The sequence below is a fragment of the Psychrobacter sp. H7-1 genome, from assembly GCF_904846585.1.
Lineage (GTDB): Bacteria > Pseudomonadota > Gammaproteobacteria > Pseudomonadales > Moraxellaceae > Psychrobacter > Psychrobacter raelei.
Map to the genome: position 1 here is coordinate 130212 of NZ_CAJHBH010000001.1, position 16506 is coordinate 146717.

Sequence of the window (16506 nt, forward strand, 5' to 3'; positions counted from 1 at the left end):
TAAAATAACGGCTTAGCATCTATCTTTTACCTGAAAAGTTTTTATCAGTGATAGCGATAGCCATAGCTTATATTTAGCAGTTATAGTCTTTACTTATAATTTTGTCTCTGCCTATCTGTGGCTGCTGACATTGATAGTTAACAAATTATATAGCTTGTACCCCAAATCATTTTTTATTGATATACCTACCCGGTCTTCAACTGTACTTATTTAAGTGCCCGCTGGTCAGATAAGCCAAAGCGTTAGTGCAAACAATATGATTTGTTCAGTCTAAACCTCTAGGTTTTCAACCAAACTATTATCATTTAAGGATAGCCTCATGCAATATAAAGCCCCTCTTCGTGACATGCAGTTTGTTTTACATGAGCTTTTAGACAGCACTGCACATTACCAAAGCTTAGCGCCATACCAAGAGGTAGAGCGTGACATTATTGACAGTTATATTGAAGCGGCTGCCAGCTTTGCTGAAAACGAAATTGCCCCTTTAAACCGCAGCGGTGACGAAGAAGGTTGTCAATTCAACAATGGCGAGGTAACTACACCTAAAGGCTTTAAAGAAGCTTATAAACAATACTGTGAGCTAGGCTTTGCAGCGCTTGCTGCTGAAGAAGAATTTGGCGGTCAAGGCATGCCGTTCTCCTTAGGTACTGTGGTTAACGAAATCATGGGCTCAGCCAACTGGTCATTCTCAATGTATCCTGGCCTATCTCATGGCGCGATTGCCACACTTGAGCACCACGGTACGGATGAGCAAAAAGCCATTTACTTAGAAAAAATGGTCACCGGTGAATGGTCAGGCACCATGTGTCTCACCGAAGCGCATGCCGGCTCTGACTTAGGTATTATCCGTACAAAAGCAGAACCTAAAGGCGATGGTACTTATGCCATTACCGGTCAAAAAATCTTCATCTCAGCCGGTGAGCATGATATGACTGATAACATCATTCATATTGTATTGGCCCGTTTACCAGGCGCCCCTGAAGGCACCAAAGGCATCTCACTATTTATCGTACCAAAAGTGAACGTTAACGCTGACGGCAGCTTAGCGGAGTGCAACCAAGTCACTTGTGGCTCAATTGAACACAAAATGGGTATCAAAGCTTCTGCCACCTGTGTGATGAACTTCGATGGTGCGACCGGTTACTTAATTGGCCCAGAAAACCGTGGCCTAAACTGTATGTTTACCTTTATGAACGTGGCGCGTATCGGTACCGCCGTTCAAGGTCTGACTGCATCAGAAGTGGCATTCCAAGGCTCGCTAGAATATGCCAAAGAGCGTCTGGCCATGCGTTCACTATCTGGTGCTAAAGCGCCAGAGAAAGTAGCCGATCCTATTATCGTGCATCCGGCTGTTCGCAACATGCTATTGACCGAAAAAGCCTTCGCTGAAGGTGGACGCGCCTTAGTTTATTATTTGGCCATGTTTGCTGATACTGTGGCCAAAGGCACAGGCGAAGAGCAGCAGTACGCGGATCAAATGCTGTCTTTATTGACGCCAATTGCCAAAGCATTCTTAACAGAAACTGGCTATGAAGCTGCCAACCATGGCGTTCAAGTATATGGTGGTCATGGCTTTATCCGCGAATGGGGTATGGAGCAAAACGTACGTGATACCCGTATTGCATGCTTATATGAAGGCACCACTGAAATCCAATCTTTAGACCTATTGGGCCGTAAAGTATTGGGCTCACAAGGTAAGATGCTGGCCAACTTTACCAAAGTTATCCATAAATTCTGTCAAGAACATCAAGACAATGAAGCGATGGCTGAATTCATTGCCCCTCTTGAAAAGCTAAATACTGAGTGGGCTGAATTAACGGCTCGTATTGGTGAGCAAGCGACCAAAAACCCAGATTCAGTAGGTGCCGCTGCCGTAGACTACATGTACTTCAGTGGCTATGTGACCCTAGCTTACTTATGGGCACGTATGGTTGCTGTGTCTCAAAAAGCATTAGCTGATGGCACCACAGAAACCGGTTTTTATGATGCGAAAATCAAAACCGCTCACTTCTACTACAGCAAGTTATTACCACGCACTCGCACTTACGTAGCCCGTATCGAGTCAGGCGCTGAGCCTTACATGAGCATGGATGTGGATCAGTTTGTTTTTTAATAAACTACTTCTATGATTAGGTACTCATAGCCGCTATATAGCTAGGCCAATAAGTGCTACTCTTGAGACAGTAGCACTTATTTTGCCCGCCCTATCGGTATCAGTCTATGTGCTGCTCTCTGTACTACAACATCAGCGACTCTTAAAAGTCGGTCTGTCAAAGCTGACTGTACAAAAATTTGTATCTATAAGTGACCAAACCGTATTCAAGCTTTGTTATAAGCTAAACTTAGCTCAGTACAATTCTAAAAATATTAAAGGACTTTTTATGGCTATTTATAATCCCCCCTTAGATGAAATGCGTTTTATGCTAAACGACGTTTTTGACGTTGAAAAATTTTGGCAAGCGAACGAAAACCTAGCTCACGTTGATATGGATACTGTCAACATGGTGCTAGAGGAGATGGCTAAGCTAACAAAAAACGTATTGTTGCCGCTTAATCGCACCGGTGATGAAGAAGGTGCTACTTACCAAGGTGATGGCGTGGTTACCACACCTACCGGCTTCAAAGATGCTTTTAAGCAGTATGCAGAAGCCGGCTGGATTGGTCTGGGCGGTGACCCTGAATACGGCGGTCAAGGCTTCCCTAAAATGGTGACCATGTTAACTGAAGAAATGGTTTTCACCGTCAACCAAGCTTTCGCTCTTTATCCTAACTTATCTGTTGGTGCAACCCTTTGTCTATTAGCATCAGCTTCTGAAGAACAAAAGCAAACCTATCTTGAAAAAATGTACTCAGGCCAATGGGCCGGCACGATGTGCTTAACTGAGCCGCATGCTGGTACTGACTTGGGCATCATCAAGACCAAAGCTACCCCTAATGAGGATGGCAGCTACGCTATCTCTGGTACCAAAATCTTCATTACAGGCGGTGAGCATGACCTTACTGAGAACATCATCCACTTAGTATTGGCCAAAACCCCCAATGCCCCAGAAGGGTCTAAAGGCATCTCTTTATTCGTCGTGCCTAAATTCATTGTGAATGCAGACGGTAGCTTGGGTGAGCGTAACGCATTGGCCGCAGGCTCTATCGAACACAAAATGGGTATCAAAGGCTCAGCCACTTGTGTGATGAACTTTGATGGCGCTAAAGGCTGGATGGTTGGTGAAGAAAACACAGGCCTTGCCTCTATGTTCGTTATGATGAACTATGAGCGTGTGACTATGGGCTTACAAGGCTTAGGTGGCACTGAGCTTGCCTATCAAAATGCAGCAGCTTATGCTCTAGATCGTGGCCAAGGTCGTAGTGACACTCAAATCCAAAGCCCTGAGAAGCCTGCTGATGCGATTATTCACCATGCAGATGTCCGCCGTATGTTGTTAAATGCACGTGCTAATGCTGAAGCGTCACGCTGCTTTGCCATGTATGTCGCAAAACAGTTGGATGAATCTAAATTTAGCATTGACCCTGAAAATGCCAAAGCAGCCGCAGCGCGCGTTGCCTTATTAACCCCTATCGCTAAAGCTTTCTTAACTGACAAAGCGTTAGAGGCTACGGTAGATTGCCAGCAAGTATTTGGTGGTCATGGTTATATTCGTGAATGGGGCATGGAACAGATTGTCCGTGATACCCGTATCTCTCAAATCTACGAGGGTGCTAACGGTATTCAGGCTCTGGATTTATTAGGTCGTAAGATTGCGCGCAACAACGGTCAGTATCTTGAGAATTTCTTAGCCGAAATCCGTGACTTTGTGGCCAACATGAAAGCTGACCACGAAATCAAGCAAGCCACGCTAAATGCTGCTGAAACCATTGAAGAGCTAACTAAGACAGTACTGACCAACATTAGCACGCGTAAGAGCGAAATCAACGGCTGTGCGGTAGACTATCTACACGCTATGGGTTATCTGTGCTACGCCTTTATGTTTGCTATGATGGTTGAAGCTGCTCATGACAAAGAAGGTGAGTTCTACGCCAACAAGCTAAAACTGGCCACCTATTTTGTCGGCCGTATCTTGCCACGTATCAAAGCACACGCAGATATGGTAAAAACGGGCAGCGATCCTATCATGGACTTTGACTTAGACTATTTTGAACAAAATATTAGCTAATTATTTAATACAGCTTTAATTTTCTTAAAATAAGCTATAATTAACCCTCAAATTAGCAAGAAGACAGCTCTCGTAGCTGTCTTTTTTGTCGTAGTGTGTTGCGGTTTTTTTGGTAATAAAAAGTTGCAATAAGTTTGTTGATTTAGCGGGTTGCGACGGGCTATATGTCATTAAAGTTATTGTAATTTTTAGGACTTTAAGATACCTTCACTCTATCTGATCGAATAAGGGTAACTAAGTGGCAGAATTAAAAGATATTTTGCATAAAATAAATGCACTAAGCGACACCCCTGAGCCTTATGTGCTCAAAAGATTAATTGATACTTTGCGAGTATCAGAGACCGAATATAAAGACAACCCAGCCTGTATTAATGACCAGATTCGAGCGCTGAATGAGCTGCTACGTAAGCATCCAGAATACGCCAATGGCTTGGCCATATTCGTGTTGACCTTACTAAATAAATACCACCGCATGTCGCTATTTACCGATACTGGTATCTTATCAGATCAAACCTTCTCCAATAGCCTTATGCGCTTAATTGGCCACCGCTTTGTGCCCCTGCTTCCAGAAGATGATTCTATTGTTGAGCTTGTGGCTTATTTATTCGATGGCAAACACGATGAGCGTTGGCTTGCCAGCATCGACAGCCGGCTATGGGATGAGCTGGTCGACTTGGTGATGGTCGATGACGCACACTCTGACTTGGTTGCTACCGCAAAAAACAATATCTTAAATGCCATGGTCATTTTATCTTACCGCGTGAGTGGCATAGGCCTGCACCCTGATTTAATGAAGGCCTATCCGCAGATGCTCGACTATTCTGCTGCCTTTGTGGCACAAAACCAAGAGGCGGTATTGTTTGCCAATGAGTATCGAGAAGCGCATCAATTAGACAACTACAAAGATGTGACACCGCGGCAGCAAATTGACCCTGCCCCACTATTGGTGATGCTTGAGCAGTGCGATAATATCGTGAGTACGGTACGTAAGCGTATTTATAAGACAGGTATCTCAATTCGCTTGACCAATATGCTGCTGCGCCTTGAGCAAAGCCTAAAAAGAATGCGCATCTTAAGTGAGCTGCTCGCTGATAATCACAAAAATCGTGACCGCGCCATCATTGAGCTGGCACAAGCCATTATCGTCAGTGTCAAACGCCGCTACAGCATTGGTTATTTAATCAATAACAACACCAAGCTATTGTCACGCAAAATCACTGAAAATTCGGGTCGTGTCGGTGAGCACTACATCAGCACCGACAAATCCGGTTATAAAAAAATGTTTAAGATGGCGGCGGTTGGGGGCTTTATCATTGCCTTTATGGCCACCATAAAAATCCTGTCTTACGACCTAGATTTGGCGCCTATGAGCCGAGCTTTTGTGAACAGTATGATTTACGGCCTCGGCTTCGTGTTTATTCATATTATTCACGGTACGGTGGCTACCAAGCAGCCTGCCATGACCGCAGCCGCTATTGCCTCTACCATCTCTGACAGCTCGGGCAAGAAGTCGCATCAATTGGCCAAGCTATCAGAGCTGATGGTTGACATCATACGTACCCAATTTATCGCCATCATGGGTAACGTCCTTATTGCCATGCCACTGGCGCTCATTATCTCCTTTGTTTGGCTACAAGTCAGTGGTGAGCCGATGATTGGTGGCGATAAGGCAGAACACTTATTGCATGATTTAGACCCTTTTCATTCCTTAGCTATTTTTCATGCTGCCATCGCTGGGGTGTTCTTATTTATGTCCGGCCTGATCGCCGGTTATTATGACAATTTGGCTTTATTTAACAATATCGGTGAGCGTATCAGCCGTCATAAGTTATTGCTTAAGTTTTTGCCAAAACACTCAGTTGAGCGCTTAGGGGTTTTTGTCGAAAACAACTTAGGCGCCATTATGGGCAATTTCTTATTTGGTGTGTTTTTAGGCAGTACTGCCACCGTCGGCTTTATCTTTGGTATGCCGCTTGATATTCGCCATATTGCCTTTGCATCAGCTAACTTCTCACACGGAATGTTCAATATTCCAGCCGATGACTTTGGGTTTGGTCTGGTGATCATTTCACTACTTGGGGTGGTTTTAATCGGTATTACCAACTTATTGGTCAGTTTCTCGCTGGCTATGATTGTGGCCTTACGCTCTAAAGGCGTTGAAGTGGTCGAGTGGAAGACGCTAAGTAAGCTGATGTATACCCATCTGTTTACCCAGCCCCGTGATTTCTTTTTACCGCGTCCTGAGCCGATGAAATATGCCAAAATCGACAGCCAAGGCTATATGATTCATGAAGATACCAATAAGACTCAAAAAAACAAGCTATTTCCCAAACACTTCGCCGTGCGTCGTCTGTCAAGTGTACGCATCATGCCTGAGGGCGTCGGTATCGATGCCAAGCGCTTAGAGGAAGCCGCTCAAAAAAATGAGTTCCAACAAAAGCTGGATCATATCGGTGATCAGCCGCCCACAATTGACAAAAAAGTGGTGGTACTTGATGATGCTGAGTTTGAACTGGTGAGCGCAGAAAGCTTAGGCGAGGTCACAGAGGTTATGACGCCTATTGGCGAGACCGAAGATATAGACCCTGCTGCCCCAGAAAAACAGGACAAAACCAAAAATGCCAAAACGCCCTTACCTAAGCCCAAAAACCCTCCCAAACTGCCTGAGTAATTCGCAAGTTTGGGGGCATGAGTATCACTGCTAACTGTGGTTATTTATGTCCTACAAACCCTACACAATACCTTGTGCTGCTTGGGCTACTATAGTCTGACCTATTGGGTGTAAAACATCTTCTATGATCCGTCACATAAGACACCATGCGATACTGTGTGTCTTTAGCGATGACACCCAGCATAAATTCACTATAAAAAAGGGAGGGCAAGATGGCCCGTTTACAAGACAAAGTTATTATTATTACTGGTGCAGCACAAGGTATGGGCGAGACCCATGCTCGCCTGTGTCTGACAGAGGGCGCAAAAGTGGTTCTCACCGATATTAATGCCGAAAAAGGGCAAGCATTGGCCGCTAAGCTTGGTGATAAGGCACTATTTATTAAGCATGATGTGACCGATGAAGAGGATTGGCAGCACGTTGTGAGCACCACAGAAGCGCATTTTGGCCCCGTTGATGTCTTGGTTAATAATGCCGGTATTACTATGGCAAAGTCGCTATTAGACACCTCATTAGATGAATACCGCCGTATTCTTGAGATCAACCAAGTCTCGGTATTTTTAGGTATGAAATCTGTGGTACCTTCAATGAAAAAGAGCGAGCATGGCTCTATTATTAACATCTCTTCTATTAATGGATTGGTCGGTGGTGCTATCGGCTATACCGACTCTAAGTTTGCCGTGCGCGGTATGAGTAAGGCGGCCGCTTTAGAGCTGGCGCAGTATGGCATCCGAGTCAACTCCGTGCATCCTGGAGTGATTGCCACCCCTATGATTATGCAAGGCGACACCAAGACAGCCGTAGAGAATTTCGCAAAAAGCATCCCTCTAAAACGGGTGGCTCAGCCTGAAGAGGTCAGCGCCATGGTACTGTTCTTAGCCTCCGATGACTCTAGTTACTCCACCGGATCAGAGTTCATCGTCGATGGTGGCTTAACTGCTCAGTAAATACTCAGCAGCGCCTTAAGTGACCTAAGCTGTGTTTTGGTCAAAAAAATACGATATTATCAACTAAGATAACATCGTATTTTTTATGCCTGTCATTGACTAAAGATAAGCTTAGGTCTGGCATTTACCCCTTGTGTGCTGCAGTCCCTAGTCTTTAGGGCAGCGCTCAGAGGCACTAAATATCTTGCCATCTTCTAAGCGATAAGCCACCAAGCAATTGCCCCACACGCAGCCACCATCTAAAGCTCTGGCACTAGGCAAATCCACCTCGGCCTTTAACGCTGCCCAGTGACCGAACAATATCTTACGCTCACGTGGCACTTGCCACTCAAACCAAGGCCGAAAATCAGCAGGCATCTCATCGGTTAAGCTTGACTTAAAGTTAAACTCAAGCGCACCATCTTTTTTGCACAGACGCATTCTTGTGAAGTAGTTGGTAATGGCGCGAATACGAGTAAAGCCATTAAGGTGCTCTGACCACTCATCGGCCTCACCACTATAAAGCTTAGGCAACACTCGGTTTAATTGAAACAAGCTACTAGACAGCTGCGTTTCGACTTCACGGGCATAGCGTTTGGCCTGTTTGATACTCCAGTGTGGTGGGATACCGGCATGCACCATCACTGTGTGCTCGTTTGGACAAAGCAGCAGCGGCTGGCGACGCAGCCAATTTAACAACTCGTCACAATCAGGTGCATTAATAATATCTTCAGTTTTGTCCTTCTTTTTTAAAGGTGCAAAACCACGCCAAACCGCAATTAAGTTGATATCGTGATTGCCCAGTACCGTGGCAGCAGCGCCCTGCTCACACAGATTTTTGACATGGCGCAAAGTTGACAATGAGTCCTCGCCACGTGCCACCAAATCGCCGACAAACCATAGCTTGTCTTGCTTTGGGTCAAAATCTATCTTATCTAACAACTCAAGATAAGCGGCATAACACCCTTGTAGGTCTCCGATTACGTACTCGGCTCGGTACTTCATAGCATCACTCTATATTAATTGATAGTATTTACTCTTATTGCAGGTGAGTTTTTATAGCAGACACTCTGTGAACCGCTTGTTTTGTTTATTGGACATAAAACACGATAAGCATCTATCAGCCAGCCTACAGCTGCTCTTGCTCTGCTTGCTTAGCAATCACCAAGTTACTGAGCGCCACAAAATCATTCACATCCAAAGTTTCAGGACGCGCATTGCCATCAATGCCTATGCTCGCCAGATCCTCATCGGTCAACGTGGGCATGAGTGAGGACTGTTTAAAAATAGCACGCAAGGTTTTGCGGCGATGATTAAAGGTTTCGCGCACCACCAAAGCGAACAGTTTTTCATCGTCAGCTTGCACCGGCTTCACCTGATGTGGGCGCAGACGGAACACAGCACTGGTCACTTTTGGTGGCGGATTAAAGGCGCCTCTGGGTACCGTTAATAAATATTGGGTGTCACAAAAATACTGCATGATTACCGATAAACGGCCATATATTTTACTGCCCACTTCTGCGGTAATGCGCTCCACCACCTCTTTTTGTAGCATAAAATGCATGTCTTCAATAATATCGGCATACTCAAGCAAGGTGAACAACAAGGGCGTTGAGATATTGTAGGGCAAGTTACCGACCACACGCAGTTTTTTTGGAGTTTCACTGTCAGCATCATACAAGCTATGGTAATCAAATTGCATCGCATTGGCATTCACGATGGTGAAATTTGGATGACTGTTGGCCCCAATACGGATGCGTAAACTGCCTGCCAAGTCACGATCAAGCTCAATGACGGTCATCGCATCAACTTGCTCTAGCAGCGGCTCAGTTAAAGCGCCCATCCCTGGTCCAATCTCAACCAAGTTATCATCACGATTAAGCCCAATAGCGTCAACAATTTCACTGATAATACTGGCATCATGCAAGAAGTTTTGCCCAAAGCGTTTGCGAGGCTGGTGCTTGGCTGCCCGCTGCAGGGTATTGTGTAACGGATGTTTTGTAGTGTCTGATTGCGTCATAAGTCGATATTTATCAATTAAAAAAGGATTTAGTGTAGCATAATTTGCAGTGCTAAAGCGTGAGCTTGTGGCTAAAAAGCTCAGCTTACTTCTGCTGTGAGTGGACCATTGCCTCAGCCATGATAAGCGCTTGCCACAAGCTGCTGCTACTTGGCTGAACATCACTTGTGGCCGAATTGCCTGCCAAATCAAGTGCGGTACCATGATCCACCGAGGTACGGATATAAGGTAGGCCTAAAGTTAAATTCACCGTATCTCCAAAGCCGTGCGACTTTAACACCGGCAACCCTTGATCATGATACATGGCAATCAACGCATCACAATCTTGTAAGTGACGGGTGGTAAATAAAGTATCTGCAGGCATGGCCAGTGAAATATTCGCCCCTTGCTGCTGAAACTCACGCAGCACCGGATTAATAATATCCATCTCCTCAGTGCCCAGATGGCCGTCTTCTCCTGCATGTGGATTAAGGCCACAGACTAAAATCTTAGGATTTGGCAGGCCAAACTTTTGGCGCAAATCATTCAAAACAATGCGCACTGTCTGACGCACATTGTCTGCCGTTATGGCATCAGCCACTTGTCTTAGGGGCATATGAATGGTGACCAAGGCTACTTTCATGGCACTATTGGCCAGCATCATTACCACTTTTTGGCAGCCACTTTTTTGCATAAAAAACTCAGTATGGCCGGTGAACATACCGCCATCTTCTAAGGTAATACCGGCATCTATTAGCACCGATTTTTGCAGTGGCCCGGTGACAATGGCACTGGTAGCCCCTGACGCTGCCCATTGATGCGCAATTTGTAACTGCTGAACCACCATGGCGGCGTTATTGACATTAAGTTGTCCGGCCACCACAGGCTCAGCACAGCCCACGTGCAGCAAATAAAACTGCGGTAAAGCGTTGCCTTTTGTCTGCCCTGATATCTGCTGCAAGTCATTTACCGACTCAATCCGCTGCCAAAGCGGCCCGCTTAGCTTAGAGACACCGCTACCATAAATAAGCTCAAAGCGCTGCTGTAAGGCGGACTCATCAGCCAACACGATTAACGGATAGCTCAGCTCGCCTAATTTTTGCTGCATGGCCAATTGTAATAGGATGTCCATCCCTATCCCCGCTGGCTCGCCTGTGGTAACCACCAACGAGGCACTGCTAGGTTTGATATTGATAGAGGAGGTTTTGGTCAGCGGATAAGTTGTGCTCATAAAGGTGGCCTTAATGGTCATCGCATGGATGACATATAGTGATGGTTTTTATATTTGCTGTTAAATGCTGCCAGATGGTTTTAAGCCGTGGCGGTATTAAATTTAGAGTGGGTTTTTGGCTAAAACAATTGTTAATTGTGCCTCATTTTTTAAAATAGCAACCCTTTTATGATAACAAAATCTGGCCTGAACCAAGCTTCAATGTGATAAACTTCTAGCCCTAATATACAGCAGCAAAGACAGCAGTGCCGTCATCAAGGCTTGTGTTAATCTAGCCTACTGCCTCAAAAGCATATATTAGCTTAGCCCTTTAAATATAGAGCAATACCCACCATATACCACTCTATCTTCTATTAAAATTATAATGTTTATTGCGTAAAGCCTCACTGTCCCTTAGCTTCTTGCCAGCCCAACATGGCCAAGCTTATTTATATTGTAGCCCCCTGATAAAGACCCGAAAATTATGGCCGATAGCAAAAAGAAAACCGCCCCACAACAGAACAATGATGTTGGCTTAACTGATCTACTTAGCCAGCAGCCACCCCATAATATTGATATCGAAAAAGCGTTGATTGCCTCTTTAATGAGCATTGAGGAATCTTTTGATAAGATTTCTGACATCGTCTCAAAAGATGACTTCTACGCAGGCCGCCATCAGCATATTTTTGCCGCCATTTCGCATTTGGCATTAATTAATGAGCCTTACGACACAGTCATGGTGCATGACTGGCTAAGCTCCCAAAAACTGCTCAAGCAAGCTGGCGGCGAAAGCTATCTGGCAGATATCTTAACCCAAAGCCCCGGCACCTTATTTAACCTAACTGCCTATGCACAGCGGGTGCGTGAGCTGTCTACTTTACGCCAATTAATAACCACTGGCAATGAGATGCTAGCACTCGCCTATGACCCACGTGAGCGCGGGGTGAGTGAAATTCTTGACACAGTAGAGTCTAAAATCTTCGCCATTAATGAGCAGCACAACAAGCGGGCTGAGCAGCGAGGCCCGGTGGATATCGGCTCAGTACTGGTCAACGTCGTCGAACAAATGGATGAGCTTAAAAACAATCCAGACGGTATGATTGGTCTTAAAACCCCCTTTACTGAGCTCAACAACAAGACCCAAGGCCTACAACCTGGGGATCTTATTATCGTCGCCGCCCGTCCTTCTATGGGTAAGACTACCTTTGCGATGAACTTAGCCGAAGGTGTGCTTTTCCACGAAAACCTACCCGTGGTGGTGTTCTCAATGGAGATGCCAGCTGAATCTATTGTGATGCGTTTGCTGTCCTCTTGGGGTCAGATTAACCAAACCAGTCTGCGCTCTGCCCAAATGAATGAGGATGAATGGGCACGCATGATGAATGCTATTACCCATTTGCAAGACAAAAACCTATACATCGATGACAGTACCGCCCTTCCGCCCTCTGAGCTGCGGTCACGTTGTCGCCGTATTGCCAAAAACCATGATGGCAAAATGGGTATGGTGGTGGTTGATTATCTACAATTGATGAAAGTACCCAGCTTAAGCGGCAACCGTGTGGAAGAGATTTCTGAGATTTCTCGAAGCTTAAAAGCTTTAGCCCGTGAATTAAACTGCCCAGTGATTGCCTTATCACAGCTGAACCGAAGCTTAGAGAACCGTCCTAATAAACGCCCTATCATGTCTGACTTGCGTGAATCAGGCGCCATTGAGCAAGATGCGGATTTAATTACTTTCATCTATCGCGATGAGGTTTATAATGAGAACTCAGATTTAAAGGGTGTGGCAGAGATTATTATCGGCAAACAGCGTAACGGCCCTATTGGTACCGTTCGCCTTGCCTTTGAAGGTCAATATACTCGCTTTATTAATCTAACGCCGGATCATTATATGGCCGATGCCAGCTTCGAAAATGATGAGTAGTCGTTAGCCGCCTATACAGATCTGACTCATCGTGTTGATGGGTTTTCCTTGAGCTACTTAACGTATTGTTTAGTAGCTCCTTTTTGTTTTTAACGTTCAAAACCTTAATCTAAGAGAGTTTAAAACCAAGTTATGTTTCATTTTTTAAACGATTATAGCGAAAGCGCCCACCCTGACATCATCACTGCCATGCACGATGCCCACTTACAACAACATAAAGGCTATGGCTTCGATGAGTACTCTGAGCGGGTACGCGACCAAATAAAAGCACAGCTGTCTGATCCAGATATTGCCATTCACTTTGGTATCACAGGCACTCAGGCCAACTTGGTATGCATCGATGCCATGCTGACCCCTATTGATGGCATCATTGCCTGTGATACCGGCCATATTGCGGTCAATGAGGCCGGCGCTATTGAGGCGACAGGACACAAAGTTATTTTGGCGGAGTCTAAAGATGGCAAATTGACCATAGAGGCCTTAGATAAGGTGCGAGTTCGCCACAGTTTCACGCCGCATGTCGTGCGTGCCAAAGCCGTCTATATCTCCAACACCACAGAGCTTGGTACCGTATATAGTTATCATGAGCTTAAGGCCATCTCAGATTATTGCCGCAAGCATGATATGTATCTATTTATGGATGGGGCACGGTTGGGTGCTGCCATTGCCAGTAGCCATGCTAATCCTAATGATAAGGACATGAGTATCGCTGATTATGCCCAGCTAACCGATATATTTTGGTTCGGTGGCACTAAGATGGGGGCTATGTTCGGTGAGATTTTGATCATTCCTAATAAAAAAATCGCCACCGATTTTAATATTTACCTAAAGCGTCATGGCGGCTTAATGGCCAAAGGCTATCTTCTGGCGTTACAATTTGAGGTATTGTTAAAAGACAACAAATATCTTGAGCTGTGCCATCATGCCAACACTATGGCCAAAAAGTTAGCGGAAGGCATCCAATCTTGTGGCATTGAGCTATTTGTTCCTGCTCAAAGTAACCAAGTATTTGCACTTATGCCGCAGGCGCTGATTGCCACCTTAAAAAATGACTTCGAATTTTATGAATGGGAGCAGCTAGATAACGGCTTTAGTATCGCCCGCTTGGTCACCTCTTGGGCCACACCTGAGATTCAAGTGGATCGATTCGTACAACTGTTACAAAAGGCCACCTCGAATAACTAAATCTTGCTATGAACGCAACCAATTGTTTTTGTATGATTAAGTAGAAACCTGTATAACATATAAGTGCTGCATTAGGGCACTGAGCATAGCCTTAGTGGCTTTGTAAGTGCCCATTTATCATCAACAAATTTGGTTTGCCAAACTTGGCTGACTCGTTATTTTTTCTTAAATTCGTCAGGAGGTCGCTTATGACCCAGTCTCAAGATATCGTGCTGTATCGCGTTGATAATCACATTGCTACCCTTACCTTAAACGACCCAAAAAGCCTTAACGCATTTAGTACCCCGCTAAAAAATGCTGTCATACAAAGTCTAGAAGAGGCGAATAATGATGAGCAGGTACGTGTCATTATTTTACAAGGCTCAGGTGGCAACTTCTCTAGTGGCGGCGATATCAAAGAGATGATCTCTGAAGGCCTTGATAAAGAGACGCTCTCAAATAAATTGGCAGCCATGGTCACCGGTGCCGGTGAAGTAAGTTTGCTGCTGCGTAAAATCCATAAACCTATTATTGCTAAGCTAGAAGGTGCGGTGGCAGGCGCGGGTATGAACTTGGCCTTAACCTGTGACTTTCGTATCACAGCAGACAATGCCAAATTTGTCCAAGCCTTCGTCCATATTGGCTTGGTGCCAGATGCCGGCGGCGTGTACTTATTAAATCAGCTGGTGGGGCCAGCTAAGACCACTGAGCTTGTCATGCTGGGTGATAAGATTACTGCCAAAGACATGGCGGATTTAAATTTAGTCAATGACGTGGTCAGCGCCGATGAGCTGGATGATGCCGTGTTAAAGCTTGCCAATCGCCTATGCGCCCTGCCTAGCAAGGCATTAGAGACTATGAAGCATCTGCTTAACACCCACGCTTATATGGGTCTTAATGAAGCCTTAGATATGGAAGTGCATCAGCAAGCTAGACTGGCCAAAACGGATGACTTCATCGAAGGTATCACGGCTTTTATCGAAAAGCGTAAGCCGGTTTATAATCAGTCGTGTGATTCTTGACCGAGCTGTTAAGCGATAGCTAAAGCAGTAAAAATAGCCGTTAAAAAAGTCACCGATTAATCGGTGACTTTTTACTGTCTGCACCTGCAAAATTACGACTGACTCAATGGATTATTGCGATATTATTGAGCCGCACGATAAGCATCCAGTGCTGCTTTTAAGCGCTTAATTCCTTCAATAATCTGCTCATCATCTAAGCTTGTGAAGTTTAGACGCATATAGTCTTTATATTCTCCTGACAATGAGAAGGCTTCACCTGGCACGTAAGCGACATTATTATCAATGGCATATTTAAGCAGATCCATCACGGCCACGCCCGGTACACGTACCCAGATAAACATACCGCCATTGGCTGGTGCCATCTCAACCTCATCGCCTAAATAAGTATGAATGGCCTCTACCATGCATGATTTCTTAGCAGAATAGGTCTGGCGAATGACATCAATATGGGCATCTAAGTCATTGGTGGTGACATACTGATACAGCAGCTCCTGCACAAAGGAGTTAGTGTGCAAGTCAGCTGCTTGCTTGGCGATGACCATTTTAGCCAACACAGGCTTAGGTGCAATTACCCATCCCAATCTAAATCCGGGGACAAATACTTTAGAGAACGAGCCCATATACACTACATGCTCAGGGGCCAGTGCATAAATCGGACGAGTAGTCATACCTTGAGTATTTGGATCATCAAACAATAAGGCGCCATAAGGGTCATCTTCTAGCATCAGCTTGCCGCTATCTTGTAAGATATCGGCCACTTGCTGACGCTTATCAGCAGAATAAGTTAAACCCGTTGGGTTTTGGAAGTTTGGAATACCATAAAAAAACTTACTGTCTGACTGCATCATGGTAGTGCGAAACTGATCGGTATCTATTCCATCCTCTAACAGTTCAACTTCTTTAAACTCAGGCTGGTACATACGAAAAGCTTGGATTGCCCCAAGATAGGTCGGCGCCTCCATTACCACGCCATCTTGTGGGTTGATATAGATTTTGCCAAATAAATCTAGTGCTTGCTGTGAGCCGGACACAATCATCACTTGATCTGCATCGACTTGTACATCATGAGCATCTGAGAAACGCTTAGCAATCCACTGGCGCAGGCCTAAGTGACCTTCAGTGGTGGTATACTGAAAGATACCATTGTCTTGGCGGTCAAACATGGCATTGCTGGCATCTTTGATGGTCTGATGTGGGAACAAGGTAGGATCTGGTAAACCACCGGCGAAGGAGATAATCTCTGGTTTAACCGTTAACTTTAATATTTCGCGGATAAATGAGGGTTTTAATCCGTTAATCACCTCTGAAAACTCGTACTGCATATCGCTCTCTTTTTATAACAAGTTGGGTTGACTGGCGTAGATGGGCTTATAATTGCTAGCGTGCTTTTTTGGGCCAGTATTTGACGTAAATTATTATCATAA

11 protein-coding genes are annotated in these 16506 nt (G+C 45.1%); 7 read left to right on the plus strand and 4 right to left on the minus strand.

Annotation, left to right across the window (positions count from 1 at the left end; translation table 11 throughout):
* Positions 1-319 precede the first annotated feature (319 nt).
* The 4 genes from JMX92_RS00580 (at position 320) to JMX92_RS00595 (ending at position 7784) form a co-directional block, all read left to right on the plus strand.
* Positions 320-2113, plus strand: coding sequence for an acyl-CoA dehydrogenase C-terminal domain-containing protein (locus JMX92_RS00580; protein ID WP_201543293.1), 1794 nt, complete (start codon positions 320-322; stop codon positions 2111-2113).
* Between the two features lie 268 nt (positions 2114-2381).
* Positions 2382-4166 carry an acyl-CoA dehydrogenase C-terminal domain-containing protein gene (locus tag JMX92_RS00585; protein WP_011960181.1) on the plus strand — a complete coding sequence of 595 codons (1785 nt, stop codon included), beginning with the start codon at positions 2382-2384 and terminating at the stop codon, positions 4164-4166.
* A gap of 238 nt (positions 4167-4404) precedes the next feature.
* The gene (locus JMX92_RS00590; protein WP_162522585.1) at positions 4405-6837 is read left to right on the plus strand and encodes a site-specific recombinase; all 2433 of its coding nucleotides are present in this window, start codon (positions 4405-4407) and stop codon (positions 6835-6837) included.
* Positions 6838-7049: 212 nt separating this feature from the next.
* Positions 7050-7784, plus strand: coding sequence for a glucose 1-dehydrogenase (locus JMX92_RS00595; RefSeq protein ID WP_011960179.1), 735 nt, complete (start codon positions 7050-7052; stop codon positions 7782-7784).
* Positions 7785-7931: 147 nt separating this feature from the next.
* Here JMX92_RS00595 and JMX92_RS00600 read toward each other — a convergent pair whose 3' ends face one another.
* The 3 genes from JMX92_RS00600 to pdxA form a co-directional block, all read right to left on the minus strand.
* Positions 7932-8768, minus strand: a complete 837-nt coding sequence (locus JMX92_RS00600) for a symmetrical bis(5'-nucleosyl)-tetraphosphatase (protein ID WP_110816404.1) — start codon at positions 8766-8768, stop codon at positions 7932-7934.
* A 124-nt stretch (positions 8769-8892) separates the two neighbouring features.
* Positions 8893-9783, minus strand: a complete 891-nt coding sequence (gene rsmA / locus JMX92_RS00605; RefSeq protein ID WP_110816403.1) for a 16S rRNA (adenine(1518)-N(6)/adenine(1519)-N(6))-dimethyltransferase RsmA — start codon at positions 9781-9783, stop codon at positions 8893-8895.
* 85 nt (positions 9784-9868) lie between these two features.
* Positions 9869-10993 carry a 4-hydroxythreonine-4-phosphate dehydrogenase PdxA gene (gene pdxA / locus JMX92_RS00610; protein ID WP_201543294.1) on the minus strand — a complete coding sequence of 375 codons (1125 nt, stop codon included), beginning with the start codon at positions 10991-10993 and terminating at the stop codon, positions 9869-9871.
* 463 nt (positions 10994-11456) lie between these two features.
* Here pdxA and dnaB point away from each other — a divergent pair, with 463 nt between their 5' ends.
* The 3 genes from dnaB to JMX92_RS00625 all read left to right on the plus strand — a co-directional run bounded on the left by dnaB (position 11457) and on the right by JMX92_RS00625 (position 15082).
* A complete protein-coding gene (gene dnaB / locus JMX92_RS00615; protein WP_011960175.1) occupies positions 11457-12896 on the plus strand; it encodes a replicative DNA helicase in 1440 nt (479 codons plus the stop codon).
* Positions 12897-13028: 132 nt separating this feature from the next.
* Positions 13029-14081, plus strand: coding sequence for a threonine aldolase family protein (locus JMX92_RS00620; protein ID WP_201543295.1), 1053 nt, complete (start codon positions 13029-13031; stop codon positions 14079-14081).
* Positions 14082-14269: 188 nt separating this feature from the next.
* Positions 14270-15082 carry an enoyl-CoA hydratase/isomerase family protein gene (locus JMX92_RS00625; protein WP_011960173.1) on the plus strand — a complete coding sequence of 271 codons (813 nt, stop codon included), beginning with the start codon at positions 14270-14272 and terminating at the stop codon, positions 15080-15082.
* A 122-nt stretch (positions 15083-15204) separates the two neighbouring features.
* On the opposite strand, the gene JMX92_RS00630 is transcribed toward JMX92_RS00625, so the two are convergent.
* Positions 15205-16404, minus strand: coding sequence for a PLP-dependent aminotransferase family protein (locus tag JMX92_RS00630; RefSeq protein WP_201543296.1), 1200 nt, complete (start codon positions 16402-16404; stop codon positions 15205-15207).
* Positions 16405-16506 lie beyond the last annotated feature (102 nt).